This window comes from Metabacillus idriensis, assembly GCF_050483325.1.
Taxonomy (GTDB): domain Bacteria; phylum Bacillota; class Bacilli; order Bacillales; family Bacillaceae; genus Bacillus_P; species Bacillus_P idriensis_A.
Window position 1 is genome coordinate 385,476 of record NZ_JBCMYF010000001.1, and the last position, 21,388, is coordinate 406,863.

The 21,388-nt window shown below is 39.8% G+C and carries 18 protein-coding genes and 1 pseudogene; 16 read left to right on the top strand and 3 right to left on the bottom strand.

The window, feature by feature from the left end; all coding sequences use genetic code 11:
• Window positions 1-17: 17 nt before the first annotated feature.
• From pbp4b to ABEQ24_RS01860, 3 genes and pseudogenes are all read left to right on the top strand, one after another.
• Window positions 18-1,378: pseudogene (pbp4b, locus tag ABEQ24_RS01850) on the top strand (penicillin binding protein PBP4B).
• Between the two features lie 13 nt (window positions 1,379-1,391).
• On the top strand, window positions 1,392-3,311 hold the full coding sequence (locus ABEQ24_RS01855; RefSeq protein ID WP_430005174.1) for a glycoside hydrolase family 3 protein: 1,920 nt from the start codon (window positions 1,392-1,394) through the stop codon (window positions 3,309-3,311).
• A 58-nt stretch (window positions 3,312-3,369) separates the two neighbouring features.
• Window positions 3,370-4,578: an exo-beta-N-acetylmuramidase NamZ family protein gene (locus ABEQ24_RS01860; protein ID WP_430005288.1), complete on the top strand. Its 1,209-nt coding sequence runs from the start codon at window positions 3,370-3,372 to the stop codon at window positions 4,576-4,578.
• Window positions 4,579-4,609: 31 nt separating this feature from the next.
• Here the strand turns inward: ABEQ24_RS01860 and ABEQ24_RS01865 are convergent, their stop codons facing one another.
• Window positions 4,610-5,023, bottom strand: coding sequence for a hypothetical protein (locus ABEQ24_RS01865; RefSeq protein ID WP_430005175.1), 414 nt, complete (start codon window positions 5,021-5,023; stop codon window positions 4,610-4,612).
• A 551-nt stretch (window positions 5,024-5,574) separates the two neighbouring features.
• On the opposite strand from ABEQ24_RS01865, the gene ABEQ24_RS01870 reads away from it, so the two are divergent.
• The 9 genes from ABEQ24_RS01870 (at window position 5,575) to ABEQ24_RS01910 (ending at window position 15,418) form a co-directional block, all read left to right on the top strand.
• A complete protein-coding gene (locus tag ABEQ24_RS01870) occupies window positions 5,575-6,525 on the top strand; it encodes a carbohydrate ABC transporter permease (RefSeq protein WP_430005176.1) in 951 nt (316 codons plus the stop codon).
• The gene (locus tag ABEQ24_RS01875) at window positions 6,522-7,364 is read left to right on the top strand and encodes a carbohydrate ABC transporter permease (RefSeq protein ID WP_430005177.1); all 843 of its coding nucleotides are present in this window, start codon (window positions 6,522-6,524) and stop codon (window positions 7,362-7,364) included. The genes ABEQ24_RS01870 and ABEQ24_RS01875 overlap by 4 nt, the downstream gene beginning before the upstream one ends.
• A 77-nt stretch (window positions 7,365-7,441) precedes the next feature.
• Window positions 7,442-9,202, top strand: coding sequence for a sensor histidine kinase (locus ABEQ24_RS01880; RefSeq protein WP_430005178.1), 1,761 nt, complete (start codon window positions 7,442-7,444; stop codon window positions 9,200-9,202).
• Window positions 9,177-10,784 (top strand): response regulator transcription factor, encoded by a 1,608-nt coding sequence (locus tag ABEQ24_RS01885; protein ID WP_430005179.1) that lies wholly within the window; start codon window positions 9,177-9,179, stop codon window positions 10,782-10,784. Before ABEQ24_RS01880 ends, ABEQ24_RS01885 begins: the two co-directional genes overlap by 26 nt.
• Window positions 10,785-10,925: 141 nt before the next feature.
• The gene (locus ABEQ24_RS01890) at window positions 10,926-12,221 is read left to right on the top strand and encodes an ABC transporter substrate-binding protein (RefSeq protein WP_430005180.1); all 1,296 of its coding nucleotides are present in this window, start codon (window positions 10,926-10,928) and stop codon (window positions 12,219-12,221) included.
• Between the two features lie 71 nt (window positions 12,222-12,292).
• Complete coding sequence (locus ABEQ24_RS01895; protein ID WP_430005181.1) at window positions 12,293-12,811, top strand: hypothetical protein; 519 nt, start codon at window positions 12,293-12,295, stop codon at window positions 12,809-12,811.
• A gap of 16 nt (window positions 12,812-12,827) precedes the next feature.
• Window positions 12,828-13,448 carry a YesL family protein gene (locus ABEQ24_RS01900; protein WP_430005182.1) on the top strand — a complete coding sequence of 207 codons (621 nt, stop codon included), beginning with the start codon at window positions 12,828-12,830 and terminating at the stop codon, window positions 13,446-13,448.
• A gap of 24 nt (window positions 13,449-13,472) precedes the next feature.
• On the top strand, window positions 13,473-14,300 hold the full coding sequence (locus tag ABEQ24_RS01905) for a sugar phosphate isomerase/epimerase family protein (protein WP_430005183.1): 828 nt from the start codon (window positions 13,473-13,475) through the stop codon (window positions 14,298-14,300).
• 23 nt (window positions 14,301-14,323) lie between these two features.
• A complete protein-coding gene (locus tag ABEQ24_RS01910) occupies window positions 14,324-15,418 on the top strand; it encodes a Gfo/Idh/MocA family protein (protein WP_430005184.1) in 1,095 nt (364 codons plus the stop codon).
• Window positions 15,419-15,467: 49 nt separating this feature from the next.
• On the opposite strand, the gene ABEQ24_RS01915 is transcribed toward ABEQ24_RS01910, so the two are convergent.
• Window positions 15,468-16,097 carry a YitT family protein gene (locus tag ABEQ24_RS01915; RefSeq protein ID WP_430005185.1) on the bottom strand — a complete coding sequence of 210 codons (630 nt, stop codon included), beginning with the start codon at window positions 16,095-16,097 and terminating at the stop codon, window positions 15,468-15,470.
• 321 nt (window positions 16,098-16,418) lie between these two features.
• Here ABEQ24_RS01915 and ABEQ24_RS01920 point away from each other — a divergent pair, with 321 nt between their 5' ends.
• The gene (locus tag ABEQ24_RS01920; protein ID WP_430005186.1) at window positions 16,419-17,282 is read left to right on the top strand and encodes an STAS domain-containing protein; all 864 of its coding nucleotides are present in this window, start codon (window positions 16,419-16,421) and stop codon (window positions 17,280-17,282) included.
• A 39-nt stretch (window positions 17,283-17,321) separates the two neighbouring features.
• Here ABEQ24_RS01920 and ABEQ24_RS01925 read toward each other — a convergent pair whose 3' ends face one another.
• Window positions 17,322-18,179: a glycerophosphodiester phosphodiesterase gene (locus ABEQ24_RS01925; protein WP_430005187.1), complete on the bottom strand. Its 858-nt coding sequence runs from the start codon at window positions 18,177-18,179 to the stop codon at window positions 17,322-17,324.
• 84 nt (window positions 18,180-18,263) lie between these two features.
• Between ABEQ24_RS01925 and ABEQ24_RS01930 the strand changes: the two genes are divergently transcribed.
• The 3 genes from ABEQ24_RS01930 to ABEQ24_RS01940 all read left to right on the top strand — a co-directional run bounded on the left by ABEQ24_RS01930 (window position 18,264) and on the right by ABEQ24_RS01940 (window position 21,222).
• Complete coding sequence (locus tag ABEQ24_RS01930) at window positions 18,264-18,962, top strand: response regulator transcription factor (protein WP_430005188.1); 699 nt, start codon at window positions 18,264-18,266, stop codon at window positions 18,960-18,962.
• A complete protein-coding gene (locus ABEQ24_RS01935) occupies window positions 18,959-20,317 on the top strand; it encodes an ATP-binding protein (RefSeq protein WP_430005189.1) in 1,359 nt (452 codons plus the stop codon). The genes ABEQ24_RS01930 and ABEQ24_RS01935 overlap by 4 nt, the downstream gene beginning before the upstream one ends.
• A gap of 203 nt (window positions 20,318-20,520) precedes the next feature.
• Window positions 20,521-21,222: a PepSY domain-containing protein gene (locus tag ABEQ24_RS01940; RefSeq protein ID WP_430005190.1), complete on the top strand. Its 702-nt coding sequence runs from the start codon at window positions 20,521-20,523 to the stop codon at window positions 21,220-21,222.
• Window positions 21,223-21,388 lie beyond the last annotated feature (166 nt).

Sequence of the window (21,388 nt, forward strand, 5' to 3'; positions counted from 1 at the left end):
TTCAAAGGGGAAACAAAATGAAAAAATGGACAAGCTGTGCACTAACTTCTGTTCTCGCGATCTCACTTCTTTCACCAAGTGCTTCTTTTGCAGAACCAAATGAAAAAGCTTCATCTAAAGGCCATGTTCAATACCCTGTTTTAACTAAAGCCAAAAAACCAGAAGAAGTTGGATTTTCATCTGAAAAGCTTGAAAAAGTCGATCAGCTGATTGAAAAAGAAGTGGCCGCAGGATTTCCTGGAGCGGCGCTGATTGTCATAAAAGACGGGAAAATCGTGAAGAATGAAAGCTACGGCTACAAGCAAAAGTTTGACGGACATACACCCCTTAAGAAGTTTTTGAAGATGGAAAACGATACTCTGTTCGACCTTGCATCGAATACGAAAATGTATGCGGCAAATTTTGCCCTGCAGAAGCTTGCGAGCGAAGGAAAGCTTGATATTCATGCAAAAGTGCAGGATTACATACCTGGTTTTAAAGACACAGAAGCAGATGTGATTAAAGGAAAAGATACGATGCGCATTATCGATGTCCTGCATCATACGGCCGGTTTTAAACCAGATCCGCAGTACCATAATCCGGCAGTATCAAAAGAGCTTTACTCACAGGAACGCGAAAAAACGATTGAAAACATCAATAAAACGCCGCTTACCTATGAGCCTGGGACTCAAAATGTCTACAGTGATGTTGATTATATGCTGCTTGGCACCATCGTGGAAAAAATCACGGGCCAGAAGCTTGATGAGTATGTGGAAAATGAATTGTACAAGCCTTTGAAATTAAAAGATACGGTCTTTAATCCGCTGCAAAAAGGCTTCAAGCCAAAAGATATGGCAGCTACTGAATTATTGGGCAACACGCGTGACGGAGTGATTAACTTCCCTAACATCCGAACATACACGCTTCAAGGGGAAGTGCATGATGAAAAAGCATTCTATTCAATGGAAGGCGTTTCAGGACATGCAGGTCTATTCTCTACAACAAGTGATCTCGCTGTTCTGCTGCAGGTCATGCTGAACGGCGGCGGTTATGGAAATGAGAAGCTGTTCGACAGGGACGTCATTGAAGAATTCGTTGAACCTTCAGACATGAACGGGACTTATGGTCTTGGCTGGAGATTAAACGGAAATGACAGCATGGACTGGATGTTCAGCAATATGCAAGCGACAGTGCATACGGTCATACGGGCTGGACAGGAACAGTCACGATTATTGATCCAGAACAGGATTTAGGAATCGTCCTGCTGACAAATAAAAAGCATTCGCCGCTTGTGAATCCGGCTGTGAACTCCAATCAATTTTTCGGGGATCTTTTCACAACAGGAAGCTATGGAAGTGTAGTAACAGCCGTTTATGAAGCTATGGAAACTACTAAATAAGGGGATGGATAATATGGGGAAAAAGAAATGGGTCTCTGCCGCTCTTGCAGCAGTCCTGTCAGTATCTGCTTTAGCAGGCATCAAACCTGCTAAAGTGTCTGCTGAAACAGATGTGAATGCCATTGTTCAGAATATGACAGTTGATGAGAAAATAGGGCAGATGCTGATGCCGGACTTCCGCAACTGGCAAAAACAAGGGGAAAGCAAGGCGACCGGCTTTACGGTTATGAATGATGAAGTTGGCGGCATTATCCAGAAATATCACCTTGGCGGAGTCATTCTATTTGCCGAAAATGTAGTTGGAACAGAACAGACAGCACGTCTAACGGACGGTCTGCAAAAAGCAAGCCCTGAACTGCCGCTGTTTATTACGATTGATCAGGAAGGCGGAATCGTCACCCGCCTTCAAACCGGAACGAACCTGCCCGGCAATATGGCGCTCGGGGCAGCAAGAAGTGAAAAATATGCCTATCAAACTGGCGAAATCATTGGAAAAGAATTATCGTCACTTGGCGTGAATGTAAACTTTGGTCCTTCTGTGGATGTAAACAATAACCCTGGAAATCCCGTTATCGGAGTCCGTTCATACAGCTCAAATCCTGAGCTTGTTTCAAAGCTTGGCATCCAGACGATTAAAGGTCTCCAAAGCGAGAACATGGCTGCAACGACTAAGCATTTCCCGGGACATGGCGATACAGCAACAGACAGCCATTACGGACTGCCGATTGTCACACATGATAAGGAAAGATTGCGTGCAGTCGAGCTTGCTCCTTTCCAAAAAGCGATTGATGAGGGCGTAGATATGGTCATGACTGCACATGTACAGTTCCCGGCTTTTGACGATACAACGTACATCAGCAAAAAAGATGGACAGGAAATCCTTGTTCCAGCCACTCTTTCGAAAAAAGTGCTCACAGGGCTTCTGCGTGAGGAAATGGGTTTTAATGGTGTTATCGTGACAGATGCGCTGAATATGAAAGCCATTTCTGACAACTTTGGCCAGGAAGAAGCGGTTGTCTTAGCTTTAAAATCAGGTGTGGATATTGCGTTAATGCCTGCGCAAGTCAATTCGCTTGAAATGGAAGAGAATTTAGCGTCTGTTTTTAACGCAGTAAAAGAAGCTGTTGAAACTGGAGACCTTCCGATTGAGCAGGTTAATGCTTCTGTTGAAAGAATCCTCGAGCTTAAAGTGAAACGCGGAATCTTGACTCCGGATCAGACACCGATTGATGAAAAGGTTGAAAATGCTCTGAAAATTGTTGGGAATAAACATCATTTGATGAAAGAAAAGAAAATGGCTGAGGATGCAGTCACTCTTTTGAAAAATGAAGACAAAACACTTCCTTTCAAGCCTAAAAAAGGTGAAAAGGTTTTAGTCCTCGCTCCTTTTGCGGATCAAGTGGAAGCAATGACAAGAAGCATAAAAGAATTAAAAGGCAAAAAGAAAGATATTGAAGTAACTGGCTATGCGTTCTCAAGCAAAGTGTTTAATGATGAAGTAGCCGCAATGATTGATGAAGCGGACTATGTGATTACAGGTTCCTACATTGTTAAAAACGATCCGGCTGTAAATGACGGTGTGATCGATGACAGCGTACAGGATTCAAGCAAGTGGGCAACAGCATTCCCGAGAGCGGTTATGAAAGACGCTCAGGCAAAAGACAAAGACTTTGTCTTAATGAGTCTGCGCAACCCATATGATGCAGCAAATTTTGAAGAAGCAAAAGCGGTGCTTGCGGTCTACGGATTTAAAGGCTATTCAAACGGTGCGTACAGACAGCCGAATATCCCGGCCGGCATCAAAACAATCTTTGGCGATTCAAAGCCAAAAGGGAAATTGCCTGTTGATATTCCATCTGTCACACAGCCGGATGAAATTCTATATCCATTTGGCTATGGACTTGATATTCGTTCAGGAAAACAGCTTAAATAATCCGATTTGAAGGGGAGAGGTTTCATTGAAACGAATTTTTGTGCTGATTACGATCCTGATGCTTGCTCTAAGTGCTTTGCCTGCAGCAAAAGATGTTGCTGCTCATAAGGAAAAGAAAAAGAATAAAGTATTGCCTGGTGTTGAAGTTCTTTTAGAAGATCAAAAAGATCTTTTAAAAGGCAAAAAAGTCGGCTTAATTACAAATCCGACTGGAATCGACTCAAAGCTTACCAGCATAGTGGATCTGCTGCACAATGATCCTGATATTGAACTGACAGCCTTATTCGGTCCGGAGCATGGAGTGCGCGGGGATGCTCAGGCAGGATCTTACGTCGAATTCTACATCGATGAAAAAACCGGCCTGCCTGTTTACAGCCTTTATGGACAAACAAAAAAACCGACACCAAAAATGCTTGAAAACGTGGAAGTGCTTGTCTTTGACATCCAGGACGTCGGGACACGCTACTACACTTACATTTATACAATGGCATATGCGATGGAAGCAGCAAAAGAAAACAACATTCCAATCGTTGTGCTTGACCGTCCGAATCCTCAAGGCGGACTTTCAGTGAATGGACCCGTTCTTGAGCCAGAAGCCGCATCGTTCGTCGGTCTATATCCGATTCCGACAAAACACGGCATGACCGTTGGAGAACTTGCCTCTTTCTTTAACGAAGAATTTGAAATTGGGGCAGATCTGACAGTCGTGAAAATGAAAGGCTGGAAGCGCTCAATGGATTACGATGACACAGGACTCCCGTTTGTCCTTCCGTCACCTAACATGCCAACTGTTTCAACAACCTTTGTTTATCCGGCAACGGGTCTGGTTGAAGGAACAAACCTGTCAGAAGGCCGCGGTACAACGAAGCCATTTGAACTGATCGGCGCACCGTTCATCAACAGCACAGACCTGGCTGCAGAACTCAACTCGCTGAGCCTGCCAGGTGTGAAATTCAGAGCAGCATCCTTCACACCTACATTTTCTAAACACACTGGAAAGCTGAGTCACGGGGTAGAAATCTATGTCACAGACCGCGAAGAATTTGAAGCCATCCCAACAGGTCTTCACATTATCAAAACAGTTCATGACATGTACCCGAACGACTTCCAATTCTTATCGACCAACTTCTTCGATAAATTAATCGGAAACACATGGGTCAGACCGATGATTCTGAATGGAGCTTCTGTTACAGAAATCATGAATAAGTACCAGAAAGAACAAAATGAATTTAAGAAGGTTCGCAAAGAGTATTTGATTTATAAGTAATAGTGTGAAAGAGGATGAAATCATTGTGATTTCATCTTTTTTTACTGTTAACAGGGGATAACTGGAAAAAAGCAAGTGTTCCGTCCAAACCGGCAAGTATTCCTCGGGTTCCCGCTAGTAAAAGAGGCATTCCGGCAAGTAAATCTTTTATTTTGGAAAGTAATGCAGATGGATTCCCTGAATCTGAGAGGCAAATCTCAGTCAGATGCCATTTTGCCAAGTGCACATAGGAAAAGCTCCATCTGCGCATAAAATGGTAGAGTATAAATTTAGGAGGTATCTGGAAAAAAGAAAGTATTCCTCCCAAACCGGCAAGTATTCCTCCGATTCCCGCTAGTAAAAGAGGCATTCCGGCAAGTAAATCCTTTATTTTGGAAAGTAATGCAGATGGATTCCCTGAATCTGAGAGGCAAATCTCAGTCAGATGCCATTTTGCCAGGTGCACATAGGAAAAGCTCCATCTGCGTATAAAATGGTAGAGTATAAATTTAGGAGGTATCTGGAAAATAGAAAGTATTCCTCCGATTCCCGCTAGTAAAAGAGGCATTCCGGCAAGTAAATCCTTTATTTTGGAAAGTAATGCAGATGGATTCCCTGAATTGGGGCAGCAAATAAGGATTTCTATCAGTGGCTGTAACAACCACATGTTATGAAAACATAGAAGGAGCCAGGATCACAATATCCATGGCTCCTTTCTTATTCCGTAACGGAAACGCGATTTTCTGAAAAAAACCGCTGTCTGTCTTTGGCGCTAAAACAAAGTTAAGCAAGTATAAAAACGCCGCCTGCCAACGTTAAAAACTTAAAAATAGATTGTAACTTATGTATCTTCTATGTAGAATAAGTTAATAAATCGGTTTAGTAGATATGTGAAAATAGTTCAATCACTGAAGCGACAAAAGATTATTGATTTTTTATAATTTTTTGTGCGTTTCTATCATTTATCCTCTTATAATCCTCACCTATACTTGAAAAAAGCAGATAAAAGGAGGATTTATGAAACCGATAAATGAAAGCGCAATCACAACTATTATCAATCAACCTAAAGTACGTGCAAAAAGGCAGAAAAAGTGGGATGCGCCATTAACGGGCTACTTATTTATTTCACCTTGGCTTCTTGGACTTTTTCTTCTTACTCTCTATCCGATGCTTCAGTCATTGTATTTCTCATTTACGGATTATTCATTGCTTGAAGCCCCAAATTGGGTGGGAATAGAAAATTATCAGAAGATATTTTTGCAGGATAAGCTTTTTTATAAATCGTTATCCATCACTTTATTTTTTGTCATTCTGTCAGTTCCGCTCAAATTGATTACTGCACTTCTTATGGCCATGTTCTTAAATCAAAAGTTAAAAGGTATTTCAATCTATAGAACACTTGTTTATTTGCCTTCATTGATTGGTACAAGTGTAGCAGTAGCCATCCTTTGGAGCAACATCTTTGGTTCAGACGGTATTGTGAATGGAGCGCTTTCTTTATTTGGAATATCTGGACGCAGCTGGATCGGCAGTCCTGATACTGCACTTGGTACATTAATATTGCTGGTTGTCTGGCAATTTGGTTCATCAATGGTTATTTTCTTGGCAGGATTAAAACAGATCTCACCTGAATTGTATGAAGCTTCAGCTGTTGATGGAGCAACCAAAATCAGGCAGTTCTTCCTTATTACACTTCCCATGCTATCACCAGTTATTTTGTTTAATCTCGTGCTTCAAACGATCGGTTCATTTCAAATGTTCACACAGGCCTTTGTGATCACAAAAGGCGGACCTATTCAATCTACCTATATGTTTGCTCTTTATTTATATGAAAGAGCATTTGCCAGATTTGAAATGGGCTATGCTTCAGCGCTGGCCTGGATACTGCTTGTTATTATTGGAATCGTCACTGCAGTCATTTTTATTTCCTCCCGCTATTGGGTATTTTACGAATCGGAGAAAGGATGAGATTGATGAAAAAGAAATGGGTTTCTCATATCACTCTTTTGCTTGTATGTCTTTTTATGGTCTATCCGATTCTTTGGTGGTTCGGAGCTGCCTTTAAATCAAATGAAGAGATTGATTCTATTCACTTTTTTCCGACAAACCCGACCTTCTCAAATTTTATTGATGGCTGGTATGCCATTCCCGGGTTTACATTCACGCAATTTTATTTGAATACATTTGAATTGATTTCAGGCGTGTTATTTACGACATTAATTTCATGCAGTCTTGTTGCATTCGCTTTTGCCCGACTTGATTTTCCGTTAAAGAACTTTTGGTTTTCAATTGTTTTAATCACGTTAATGCTGCCTAGTCAAATTACACTTGTTCCTCAATATGATATGTTTAACGCTTTTGGCTGGGTCAATACGTACTTGCCTTTCATCGTGCCTCACACTCTGGCCGGTGGAATAGGGGGCTCCTTTTTCATCTTTTTACTGGTTCAGTTTATTAGAGGAATTCCAAAAGAATTGGATGAGGCTGCAAAAATAGACGGATGCTCCTGGTTCGGTATTTATTTTAGAATTATCCTTCCTCTCATGAAGCCTCCTCTAGTAACAGTGGCTATTTATTGCTTCTTATGGAATTGGGACGATTTTTTAGGACAGCTGATCTATATAAACTCTGTTGATAAATATACAGTCGGCCTGGCACTCAAAATGTTTGTTGACACCAATACCGCAGTACCTTGGGGACAGTTATTTGCCATGTCACTTCTATCCGTTGTTCCTGCCATCCTTATTTTCTTCTTTGCCCAGAGGCATATTGTAGACGGAGTAGCTACATCTGGATTAAAAGGATGAAACCATAGGTTTAAAATGAGGCTGTTTATACAGCCTTTTTGCCGTTTTAACCATACATTGAAAGAGGGAGAACCTTCATGAAAAGTCCATTTAAACGCTATCCCATTCGAAATGTATTCTTTCTTGCATTTGCAGGATTTGTCACCCTCCTTTTAGTTACGATCGTGATTGTCAGCTATCAAGTATCTATTTCACAAATGCAAAGCAATACCTCACATTATCAGCAGAAACTATTAAGAGAAATGAATGAACAAATCAGTATTCAAAAAAAAGCAATCGAACAAGTTTCCCTGGCCATGACAAGAAACAGTGATTTACAGGAATATCTTCAAGGGGAAAAAGATGATTATTCATCTTACAAAAGCATTTCGAACATCAATTCTTCTTTTTTTGATCTTGTTTTTAGTATGCCTATGATCGATTCCATTCATCTTTATTTAAATGACCCTCCATTAAGAGATCAAGAAGGTCCTATCCGTTATTATTCGATTGATCAATACCACCGGACCGGATGGCTGAATCGCCTTGATCAGGCTGATTTTTCATGGCTTGAAAAACATAGAATTCAATCTCCGCAAGGGACAATATCCGTCATCAGTTTTGCAAGGAAAGTCTATTCATTAAATGGAAAGGCAGAAGGCGTATTAGTTGTAAACATCAAATCGTCCAGTTATGGAAAAATGCTCGAAGATGAAAATGGAAAAGTAAATCGCATTTTGGTTGACTCCTCCGAGCTGCCCATAGCTTCCATTGGCAAAATCGACATTGAGAATGCCCTAGGCACAATTGCTGATATTGAAAAGAATGAAGAAGCTGACCTTAATTCTGATGGGTTTATGCGTTATGAAGATACATTTGTAGTGTGGTCAAAACTATTTAACAATGACTGGCTATTAGTAGAAATAACTCCTTGGAAGGAAATTGCAAAAAACAGTTTAGAACTGGCAGCCATTCTTTTTCTGATAGGATTAATCGCTATCATTCTTGTTGTTCTGTTAACGTTTTATCTAACGAAACAATTTACGAAACCGTTTAAAGCTCTCCTTGAGAACATGGATGAATTTTCGATATGTGAAAAAGAGCTTCAGCTGCCAAACGACTATCAAAATGAATTTGGCACTTTATTTACAGGATATAAACACATGATCCTGAGGATAAAGAAGTTATACGAAGATCTCGAAGTGGAATTCAATGAGAAAAGAAGGGCAGAAGTTGCTGCTCTTCAAGCCAATATCAACCCGCACTTTTTATATAATACTCTAGATCAATTGAATTGGATGGCTATTGCAGAAGGACAGGTGCAAATAAGCCGCGTTCTCGAACTAATGGGAAAAATGTTTCGGGTGGGATTATCTAATGGTGAAAATTTCATCCATTTAAAAGATGAATTAATTCATCTCGAATCCTATCTTCAAATTCAGCAAATTCGTTTAGATCATCGTTTTGATTACCGGATTGATATTCCCGGCGCATTCCTTCAATGTTACATCCCAAAAATGACGCTGCAGCCATTTGTAGAAAATGCTCTTATACATGGTCTGCATAATAAAGATTCGGGATTCATTCTTATTAAAGTTTACGAGATTCAAAATAATTTACTGATAACAATCAAGGATAATGGCACTGGTCTTAAAAAGAATCATTCTATTAATAAAGTAAACAAAGGCGGATATGGGATAAAAAATGTCAGAGACAGGCTGCTCGCTTATTTTGGACCATCATATACTGTCACGCTTTATGGCGAGGAGAATATTGGCACGACAGCTTTAATTAAAATTCCAAAACAAATGATTTTAGGGGAAGGTGAAAGCAATGTGGAAAGTCGTAATTGTGGATGATGACCGTCACGTATTGGCTGGGATGAGGAAAGCTATACCATGGGAAACAATTGGGGCAGTTTGTGTCGGGGAAGGTACAGATGGGGCTTCAGGCTATGATGCAGTTATGAAGACGTGTCCGGATATCGTTATGACAGATATCTATATGCCTGTAATGACAGGTCTGGAAATGCTTCATAAGCTGAGAGAACGCAATTTTAATGGAAAAGCCATTATATTGAGCGGATATGCAGACTTTGAATATGCCAGAAAAGCATTGCAATTGAATGTACATGATTATTTATCAAAGCCTGTAACGATACAAACAATCACTGAAGTCTTGCAAAAAGTAATATCCCAAATTGAAAAAGACTCATTAGCTGAGAAGCAGCAAAGAGAAGCAAATGATAAACTTGAAAACTATCAGTCTATGCTTAAGAATTCATGGCTGAAATCAGTTGTTATCGGATTACAGGATCAGCAAGAAACACTCTTTAATAATGAGAAAATAAAAATGACAAACCTAAAACATATCGTGGTGTGCATTCAAATGGAAAAGTCTCATGGGCTGAAATCAAATCCTTCATGGCCGCTGTTTATTAAGTCATTTAATCATAGAAAATTGTCTTTTCCCCATTTTGTAAATGCAGAGTGGATTGAGCTTGATTACTATGATTCATCTATTTTACTTTCGTTTGGTGATGAAATGGACTCAGAAACAGTCATTAATAACACATTGAAACTTGGAAAGATGATTTTAGAGGATGTTCGTCAAATCCTGACTCACCCATTTCAAATGGGGGTGGGAAGCATTAAAGCTTGCTTTCCGGATATATCGGTTTCAACAGAAGAGGCTTTATATGCTTTAACAAAAGCATCGCCATATGAAATTGTGCAATATGAAAGGCTGATTTTAAAGGAGAGCGGACAACTTAATAAAAAAATAGAATTTCTGCGGCCAGTGCCATTTTACCGGGAATTAGCTGAAGCATTTAAAATCTACCATAAAGAATATGGCTTGAAATTAATCGCTGAATTTGTAAAAGAGTGTGAAGATAAAAATTATTATTTGCCTTCCCAGATGAAATTAATTTGCAAAGAAATATGGGCAGTTCTTACGTATTCTCTTTATGAGAATGGATTAAATGTTGATGAAATGACTGAAGGGAAAGACATCTATCATGCTATTGATGATATAACCAGCTTAAATCAATTTAATGTTTGGTTAAGCGGTGTGCTGACTGCAGTTTGTGAACATCAAACATTAAATGAAAAAGAAAATATTCGGCATAAGCAGGCGGTCGAATATATGATGCAGTATGTTCAGGAGCATTACAGCGAAAATATTACACTTCAAGATCTATCAGAACAAATTTATATTTCTAGAAACTATTTAAGCCAAATCTTTAAAAAAGCCACCGGTCTCTCTTTTAATCACTATGTAAATAAAGTAAGAATGGAGAAAGCAAAAAATCTCATTTTGGAAGGCAAATTGTTAATCTATGAAATTGCTGAGGAAGTCGGTTATAAAAATACGCCTTACTTTAGTTCTCTATTTAAAAAGTATACTGGAGTAAACCCGACCGATTTATTAAAACAATGACATTGCTTTTATAGAAGTTTTCTAAATTCATTGTTCAAAATTGAAAGTTATTGTGCAACTGTCTTATATAAACTCAATATGTAAGCGCTTTATAATAAAAGAAATCAGTTATTATTTTCTTTAATTCGAGGGGGAATCAGAATGAACAGGAAAGTAAGAAAGCTGCTGCTATTAATCATTGCATCTCTATTAGCGATCAGTGTAACTGCATGCAGTGCACAATCTTCTAACGGTCAGGATTCGTCGGGGGGAAAATCTGAAAAAACAAAGCTCAGGATTGTTTGGTGGGGATCTCAAGAAAGACATGATGCAACATTGAAGGTTATCGAGCTTTACAAAGAAAAGAATCCGGATGTTTCGTTTGAAACCGAATTCTCTGGATGGGACGGATATTGGGACAAGCTTGCAACTCAATCTGCAGCAAAAAATGCACCTGATATTATTCAGATGGATGCACAATATTTGCAAGAATATGCTTCTAGAAATCAGCTCGCAGATTTAATGGATGGAATTGTAACAAAAGATATTGATGAAAATTTGTTGAATTCAGGCGTATATGAAGATCAATTGAAGGCAATTCCGCTTGGAAATAATGCATATGGCATGATCTATAACAAGGCAGCTCTTGAGAAATTGGGAATTGAGGCACCAAAGACAGGATGGACATGGGATGAGTTTTTTGAACTTGCTGAACAAATCCAGCCGAAATTGGAAAAAGGAAAATATGTTGTCAGAGATTTTTCTTACGATGCAGGCGTTTATGAGATGTACCAATTAAGCAAGGGAAAAGGACATTTAACAACAGAGAATGGAAAATTCAACATCGACAAAGAAACCTGGATGCAGTGGATTACTATTTTCAACGACTTGCGTGAAAAAGGGGTTGTGACTCCTGCGGAGGTAGCTGTCTCAGAGCAAGAATATGACCCTAAAAGGGATTTGCTTTTAAATGGCACGATATTGTTCAAACAGGGCTTCGCAGCACAATTTCCGAGCTTTGACAGTGTGATTCCAGGCAATTTTGCACTGATTAAGGCCCCAAGAGATAAGGAAGCTGGAGGATATTTAAAGCCATCTATGTTCTGGTCTGTCAGTGAACACTCATCTCAAAAAGATGAGGCGAAAAAGTTTATTGATTTCTTTATTAACGATCCAGAGGCAACCGCCATTCTTGGAAATACAAGAGGACTTCCAGTATCCAGCATCGTTTTGAACGAATTAAATTCAAGTTTTACAGACTCTGATAAAGCTCAGTTAAATATGATAAATGAGACTGCACCTGATGCGCAGCCATTTAACGGCGGCCCTAAAGGCTGGGGGAACTTTATACAAAATGATTATACGCAAGTAGGGGAAGAACTGATCTTCGAAAAGATTTCTCCAGAAGAGGCATACGAAGAAATAAAGGCTAAGTTTGCTGAAACCGTTAATAATTAATTGCTGATGGTGTCCCAAAAGCATTAATTTTTGGGACATTGTTCATTCTTAGTCTTAAAAGGAAGTATGAAATGAATAGATATCTCTATATTGTGCCTTTATTCTTTATTGTCTTCTTAACTGGATGTCAGAGATCAGCACCTGAAGTAAATGTAATGATTTTTTCTAAAATATCACCTGAATATGAAGCTGCTGTTGAAGCTGAGCTATTAGAAATGACAAAAAACAGGCATGAAATTAACGTGAAATTATACCCTTCATCACGAGAAAAACTGGCAGTGATGCTCTCTAAGAGAGAAGGAGATGTTTTTATATCAACTCACGATCATCTATCACAGCTATTAAACAAAAATGGATTGAATCCTCTGGATCATTTAATTCTTTCAAGAGATGACAAAGAAGATTTCTATCCATTCATGACTGAAAATCAAAATGGTGAAAGGCACTTATATGGTCTGCCAATAAACAAACATATCAATCTTTTCGAGAAAAATGAGATTGCAATAAATGAACCATTGGTCGCCATTCTTCCTGCTTTCAGCAAAAAGCAAGCGGAAGGAGAGGAAATACTTAGGCTATTCTTAGATTGATAAGGAGTTAACAAATATGAACAATCAGAAGTTCCGCGAAACTTTTTATCACTTAACCGATTGGATCGTGCGTTTAATTTACCTTCATTTATTATGGGTAGCATTTACTCTTCTTGGACTTGTGCTTTTCGGCTGGGTGCCGGCTTCCATTGCAGCTCAAACTATACTTAGAAAATGGATGATCAGTGAACAGCCATTTAATACGATTCAACTTTTTTGGAAGACTTATAGAAAAGAATTTTTGAATAGTCAAAAAGCAAATGGAGTTATTCTATTTACTGGGAGCTTATTGATCATAGACCTTGCCTTTTTTATGTCTGGTCATACACATCTTTTTATTTTGGGAAGGTTTTTCACAGCGCAGTTGATCGTGTTATTTATAGTGATTTGCCTATATAGCATTTCATTTTATACGCATTTTCAGACAGGCTATTTTGCAATAGTTAAAACATCTATCAAACTTGCAATTAAATATCCTTTAAATACAATTTTGACTCTTTTTGGATTGCTGTCTTTATGCTGTGTGCTGTATCTTGTGCCAGGTTTAATAGCATTGTGCGGAAGCAGTGTTTTAGGACTTTGGTGTATGGATAGATCAATGCGCGTTCTTAATCAGACCAAAACGGCTCAAATTTGAAATAAAAACACAAGGAGGAAAAGAATGCTGACATTAACTGGATTTGCTGATGAAATTTCGCCAGACCTGCATGTTCAAATTGAAGTGCTGGAATCTGAAGATATTCGATTTATTGAGCTTAGGGGAGTTTGGGGTAAAAATGTTCTGCAATTATCTGATCAAGAGTTAAGAAGCCTGAAAGAGGAATTGCTGAGAAAAGAAATCCAGCTATCTTCTATTGGTTCTCCAATAGGAAAAATTAATATTCTTGATGATTTCGATGAACACTTGATTCAATTTGACCGGGCTTTGTTTGCAGCTGAATTTTTTCATGCGAAATATATTCGCATCTTCTCTTTTTTTATTCCTGATGGACATAAACCTGAAGCGTATAGAGACAAAGTAATCAGCAGATTATCGGTTCTTGTGGAAAAAGCAGAACAAGCCGGAATCGTCCTTTTGCATGAAAATGAAAAAGAAATATACGGAGACAATGCGATTCGCTGCTTGGATATTCTAGAAACAATCAATTCCCCTTATCTTAGAATGGCCTTTGATCCCGCAAACTTTGTTCAATGCGGTGTAAAGCCCTATTCAGAAGCTTATCCTTTATTAAAATCATATGTTGAATATGTCCATATAAAAGATGCTCTGTTTGAAGGAGGTAAGGTTGTGCCGGCAGGAAATGGAGATGGGGAAGTAAGAGAACTGCTGCAAACACTTAAAACAAGCGGGTACGATGGTTTTCTTTCATTGGAACCGCACTTGGCTGCTGCTGAAACATTCTCCGGATTCAGCGGGCCAGAATTATTTAAAGTTGCTGCCAAAGCATTAAAAGATTTGCTTCAAGAGACAGATTCAAAGTGGAAGTAGTATTCAGGAGAGGATGAAAAAGGATGACAGAAAAGATACGATTTGGGATTATCGGCTGCGGCGTAATCAGTGAGACGCATCGATTACAAATAAAGGAAATCGAGGAAGCAGTACTGGTCGCTGTAGCAGATGAAAACCTGGAAAAAGCTAAAGCACTCGGGGACCGGGCTGACGCTGACTGGTATATTGATTATAGAGAATTGCTGAAGCGGGAAGATATAGACGTTGTATGCATTTTAACTCCAAGCGGATCTCATAAATCGATTACTTTGGACGCTGCTAAAGCAGGGAAGCATATCATCTGTGAAAAACCAATAGATACTACTCTCGAGAAGGCATATGAAATGATTGATGCCTGTAAAAATGCAAATGTGAAATTATCCATCATTTCACAGCATCGTTTTGATTCATCAACTATTGACATAAAAAAGGCAATAGAGGAAGACAAGTTTGGAAAAATGATTCTCGGTCAGGCTGCGGTAAATTGGTATAGATCACAAGAATATTATGATAGCGGTGATTGGAGAGGTACTTGGAAATTGGATGGCGGAGGCGCATTGATGAATCAGTCCATTCATACGATAGATCTCCTGCAATATTTAATGGGTCCTGTTGAGAGTGTATATGCACATGCAGCTACACTTGCACATGAACGAATTGAGGTAGAGGATGTGGCTGTTGCAACTGTTAAGTTTACAAGCGGTGCATTGGGTACAATTGTTGGGACTACAAGTGCATTTCCAGGTCTTTCTGCAAGGCTTGAAGTATTTGGAACATCAGGCACAGCTGTCATCGATAATGATAAACTAACTCATTTTTATCTAAAAGAAGCGGCCGAAAATTTGACAGACCATTATGGTGTGGAAGTACAAAACCTTGCAAAAAGTTCTGATGAAGAACAAGGAACAGGGGCGAATGATCCGGGAGCGATTTCCGGGAACTCTCACCGTGAGCAAATGCTTGATATGATTTCTGCTATTAAAGAAGATCGTGAGCCTTTAGTGAATGGTTTAGAAGGGATTAAACCACTCGAAATCATAGCAGCTATCTATCAGTCTGCAAAAACCGCACAGCCTGTCTCCCTTGAATCTATTCGACAACTTAAGACTGTTCAGTAAAAAAGTTCACCGCGAAAAAACACAAGCCTGAGGCTTGTGTTTTTTATATTTAAGCCGTAGCCGAAACCCGATTCTCCTCAGAATCTGCTTCATGGCTCTCCCTCTCAATCGGGGCTTTTTTATGATATCTGCCCAGGATTGCGGTCATAACAAAGATCGCGACAGTCGAGTAGACAATTTGCAGCGGTCCGAAGACAAGCAGGGCTGAACCAACGATCATGAGGTCGGTGATGAGCATCGTTTTGCCTGGGTTAAATCCGAATTTCTTCTCAAGGAAAATGCAGAGAATGTTCATGCCGCCTAAGGATGATCCGTTTCTGAAGAGGAAGATCAGCCCGATGCCGATGGAGATTCCTCCAAGGATGGCTGCAAGGACCGGGTGCGGAAAATGGACAATGAAAGTTTGCTGCAGAAATTCTGAGGTGATGGACAAGATGCTGACGCTGATAAACGTCCGAAGGGCAAAGGCGATGCCAAGCTGAGTGACAGCGAGTGCATAAAATGGCAGATTAATGACAAAAAACAGGGTTCCAAATGAATAATTGGTCAGATGCTGTGCTACGATACCAAGACCGGCCGTTCCGCCAATCACCAGTTCTGAGGATGATAGCAAATGAACACCGAGGGACACAGCAAAACAGCCAATAAGGATGCAGACCCAGCGAAATACGTTTTGCATGTTTCCGGACGACTCCTTCTGTAGATGATATCCATCATTATACATGAAGAATTTGTGTATCCTTTTGTTATTGAAAAATGGAAATGTTATGAAAATTAATTGAAAACCTTTTCATTTTTGGTGATTCAGAAAAAAGATTTATCGGCAGAATACAGCCCCTTCCTTTATAATTGAAATGACTGCTAAAGTATTGCTGAATTTATGACGAATAAGGTGAATAGTTGACCATCTGCCTGTTTAGTATTATTTCAGAATGGGTAATGAATATAGTTTGAAAGTGTAGATACTATCTAAGACCATCAGAAAGGCTGGAAAAAATAGATGTCAGAAATGCTTTTAGGTTTAAGTACCCCTATTAAAAAATATCGTAATTTTGATGAAGCTTCTGAAAGCATTCTTAAGATGATGAGTCAATTTATTGAAATCAATACATTGTTCATTGCAAAAAATGATCGTCATAAAAATGAGATTGTGAAAGTTCTCAATCAGGAATTGACGCTTTTGGAAGAAGGCTCAGAGCTTCCTTTTAAAGAAACGTTCTGTAAATTGAGCGTTGATAAGGGAAGAGAAGTACTGATCATTTCTGATTTAGCCGGCAGTGATCTGACAAAAGATCTGAATGTGACCAAAAATTTAGGCGGCGGCTGCTTTATCGGAATTCCGATTTTCTATGAAAATGGTGAGAATTACGGAACCATTTGCGGTCTTGATTCGAAGCCTTTTGCTTTTACAGACAAGCATGTCGAGCTATTCGAAACGATGGCATCCCTGCTGTCGTATGTCTTGGAGCTTGATAATGCCAACAAAGAAATTATTCATCTTTCAGCCCCGATTGTCCCGATTACAAAAGGTGTTGCAATCCTGCCGATCATTGGTGATATCAGCGAATACCGGGCTGAAAAAATCATTCATACAGCTCTCTCATCTAGTACAGAATTATCTTTGCAATACTTGATTATTGATTTATCAGGCATTCTGCAAATGACCGACGACGTTAGTTTTCATTTGTTAAATCTAGTTCAAATGCTGAAACTGATCGGGGTAACTCCTGCTTTGACGGGAATTAGGCCGGATTTAGCAATGAAAGCTGTGCAGCTGAATTTAGATTTGAAAGATGTAATGATAGGCGGCAATCTAGAAGAGATCCTGCATCGCATAGGCTTTACACTGAATCGAAGCGAATAAACAATTTTTCTATAATAAAAAAAAGCATGAAGGGCAGCTTCATGCTTTTTGAGCTTTAATATAATCAGGAAAATCCGTTGTAATTCCGTCCAAATCCAGCATCATAAAAGCTTTTGCTGTTTTGCGGTCGCGAATCGTATACGGAATGATTTTCATATCGTGTTCATGAATACGCGCGATTAGTTTTTTTGTAACGAGCCGTCTGTTTGGGTTCACATAGTTTGCATAGGTCTTAAATTCCTCGAGCTGTGTGTTGGATATCCCTTTTGGCGTGAATTTTACAAGGACTCCGATTGGAATCGTTGGAGCGATTTCATGGAATCGTTTCATCGAATCAGTATCGAATGATTGGACAATGACAGTTGTCTGCCGATTTTCAATCAGGCCTCTGCTTGCTAAAGCATCGTAGACTTTCTGCTCAATGCCTGGATACAAAGAAGGGCTTTTCAGCTCAATGAGAAGTCCGCATTTTTCACTATAGCGGTCGAGTACCTCATCAAAGGTCGGGATTTTTTGTCCAGCAAACGATTCGTTAAACCAGCTTCCGGCATCTAGTTTCCGGAGCTCATTATATGTGAGATCGCGTACGCTGCCTTTTCCATTTGTTGTTCTTTCAACAGAATCATCATGAATGACCATTAAACGGCCATCTTTACTTAATTGCAGGTCAATTTCAATAAAATCAGCTTTCATTTCGATCGCTTTATCGTAGGATGCAATCGTATTTTCCGGTGCATAGCCTGATGCCCCTCTGTGGGCAACGATCAGCATTGAGCGTGCTGCACCTTTTGGGGAAGCAGCTTTTTTAAAAAAGAGAACCGCTGTCAGCATAAAAATGACAATGACAATAACAATGGTTTCGATAAGTATACACCTCCGGCCGGCTTGTCTTTTCATAGTACCCCAGTTTAGGAATCAATGCCAACAGGAAGGGTAAAATCATGATATACTGCAAGTAAAAACGGTGTCAGGGGGGCAATTATGGAGAAAGCAAAAATCTTGATTGTAGAAGATGAAGTGAAGATTGCCAGAGTGCTGAAACTGGAGCTTGAATTTGAAGGATATGCCGTTCACTCCGTTCACGATGGTCTTGATGCGCTTGAACAAATTCGTTCTTCTTCCTGGAATTTAATCCTGCTTGATGTGATGCTCCCTGGTTTGACAGGTATTGAGGTGCTTAGAAGGCTTCGTGCAAATGATCAGGAAACTCCTGTTATTCTTTTGACAGCACGCGATTCGCTTCCTGATAAAGTGAGCGGTCTTGATCAGGGAGCAAATGATTACATAACAAAACCTTTTCAAATAGAAGAACTGCTTGCGAGAATCAGGGTTTGTCTGCGGACGGGCCATTCAATCCGTTCAACTGAGGAAGAAGGAATCTTGCAGGCTGCAGATCTTACAGTGAATGAAAAAACAAGAGACGTCAGGCGGGGTGCGGCAGAAATTGAACTGACGCCGAGGGAATTTGATTTGCTTGTCTTTTTACTTAACCATAAAAATCAGGTGCTTAACCGGGAGCAGATCCTGACCGGAGTGTGGGGATATGACTATTACGGTGATACAAATGTCGTTGATGTGTATATCCGTTATTTGCGGAAAAAAGTAGACAGTGAGTTTGATTTTGCCCTTATACATACAGCAAGAGGTGTCGGATACTCAATCAAGGAGCCTGCATCATGAAAATCAATCATAAAATTCAGCTTTTTTCAACTGTCTGGATGCTGATTATCGTTCTTGCGATTAATGCTGCCATCTATTTTTTGTTTCTAACGATGACTCAAAACAGCGAGCTGGACCGGGTAAAGCTGCAGGCTGAAGCCATAGCAGGAGCCATAAGGGAGGATGAAACCCAGCCGGTAAACTCATCAGACCTTTTAAGAGCTTATCTGCCTGCTGACGGGATGATCAGGATTATTAATGATCAATCAAAAGAAATTTTAGTTGTTTCAAAAAATGCAGATTATCGAAACATCCTGTCTCCGGAATTTCGGTCCTCTGAAAGCAGCGAAGTCGTCAAGGGTGAAGGACTTTCTTTTGCAAAGGCTGCTGTACCGGTGATTTGGAGCAATGGAGAAGTCGTACAGCTTGAGGTAACCGAAAATCTGGAGAATGTGAATGAGAATTTGAATGTATTAAAAATCGTCCTGGCCATCGCTTCGCTTCTCGTATTGGTTCCTTCCTTCTTTGCGGGAAGAATGCTGAGCAGGATGATTCTAAAGCCAATCAACTCTTTAATAAGGACGATGGAAGAGATTGAGAAAAAGGAAACCTTTAAAAAAATCGAAGTCAGCGGGCATTCTAAGGATGAACTCCAGCAGATGACCAATACGTTCAACAATATGATTGATCTGCTTCAGACAAATTTTGAAAAACAGCAGCAGTTCATATCCGATGCTTCACATGAATTGAAAACCCCTTTAACAATAATTGAAAGCTATGCAAACCTGCTGAGGCGATGGGGGACAACAAAGCCTGAAGTCATGGAAGAATCTGTAGATGCGATTTACTCTGAAGCAGTGAGAATGAAAGAAATGACAGGTCAGCTTCTTCAGCTCGCGGAAAATGATGCGCGTATGCAGCTGAAGCTGGAAAAAATCGATCTTGTTTCGCTTTGTCACCAGTCAGGAAGAACAATCGAGCAGGTTTACAGCCGTCATATTGACTTTCATTTTGATCAAAAGGAGCTGTTCATCTTTGCAGACGAGCTGAAAATGAAGCAGCTGCTGTTTATTTTGTTCGATAATGCGATGAAGTACAGTTCAAAGAACATCACATGTACGGCTGAACGGAAGAATGGGAAGGTGCATCTTTCGATTGCCGATCAGGGCATCGGAATTCCGGCGGAGGATCTAGAGCATGTATTCGACCGTTTTTTCAGAGTGGATAAAGCGCGAAACAGGGAAACAGGAGGGACAGGACTTGGTCTTTCCATTGCCCGGAAAATTGTTCACGCCCATGGAGGAGAAATTTCAATCGAAAGCACAGAGGGAAAAGGAACTGCTGTTCATCTTTTTTTGATAAATCAGAAAGGATAAAATATTGCGCTTCGATGTCTAGCTCCACCTCCTAACCCCTCGGTCGGAACAAATTCACCCAAAAAGGCGGGAACCGGACTTTATGGGTGAATTCTTATCTGCCTGTCGGGGTTGAACAGTCGGTTCCGCTTTTCTTAATTCTCATGAAGTTTTAATCTTGAAGATGTAAGATGATTTCAAGGGATGCATAATAGGAGGGAATCATGAACAGAAAATGGACCATCATCAGTGTGATTGTGATCATTGGCGTCATTGGAATCATCGGGATTGCTTCTGACATGAAGAGTGATGTGAAGGTAACCGTAGAAGAAGCCAGAAGTCTAGTAGAAGCGCACTATACAGGAACAATTAAAGAAATAGCGTTAACGAAATCAGATGGCATAGAAGTCTATCAGGTGGAGCTTGAAGAAAAGAAGGGACTATATACGCTCGAAGTTGATGCCGCGACGGGCAGCATCCAAAACCTGAAGCAGGTAAAGCAGGCAGATTTTGAAAGGGAGAATGAACCGGTCCTGACAGAAGCAGAAGCGAAAAAGCTGGCAGAGCAAACCTACAGCGGGAACGTTCAGATGATTACTTTGCAGGGGGAAACCTACAGCATCTTATTGCTTACAAAAACGGAAGAAATTAAAGTGGAAATGAATGGTGACAGCGGTGAAATTACATCAGAGGACAAAAGCAGCATTGAAAAAACAAAGCAGCCTGTCAAATTGACAGAAGAACAGGCAGAAAAAATCGCGCTGGATGAAGTGAAAGGAAAAATAGAAGATATTGACCTGGAAGAAGAGGAAGGCAGTGTGTTCTATGAAGTCGAAATCGAATCAGGACAGCAGGAAGCAACCATCCAAATTGACGCGTTTACAGGGGAAATTTTATCTGTAGCCATTGAAAATGAAGAAGACTGAATAACATCTTTTGATTTGTCAGAAGGTGTTTTTTTATTTTCAGATGTAAATAATACGATAAATGATAAGCATTTCATGTTTTTCTCATCAATTTCTAATGTTTCTATCTCTTTTTTATCATTTTCGAGGTCTAAGATAAGATTGTAAGAGAAAAACAAGGAGGAAT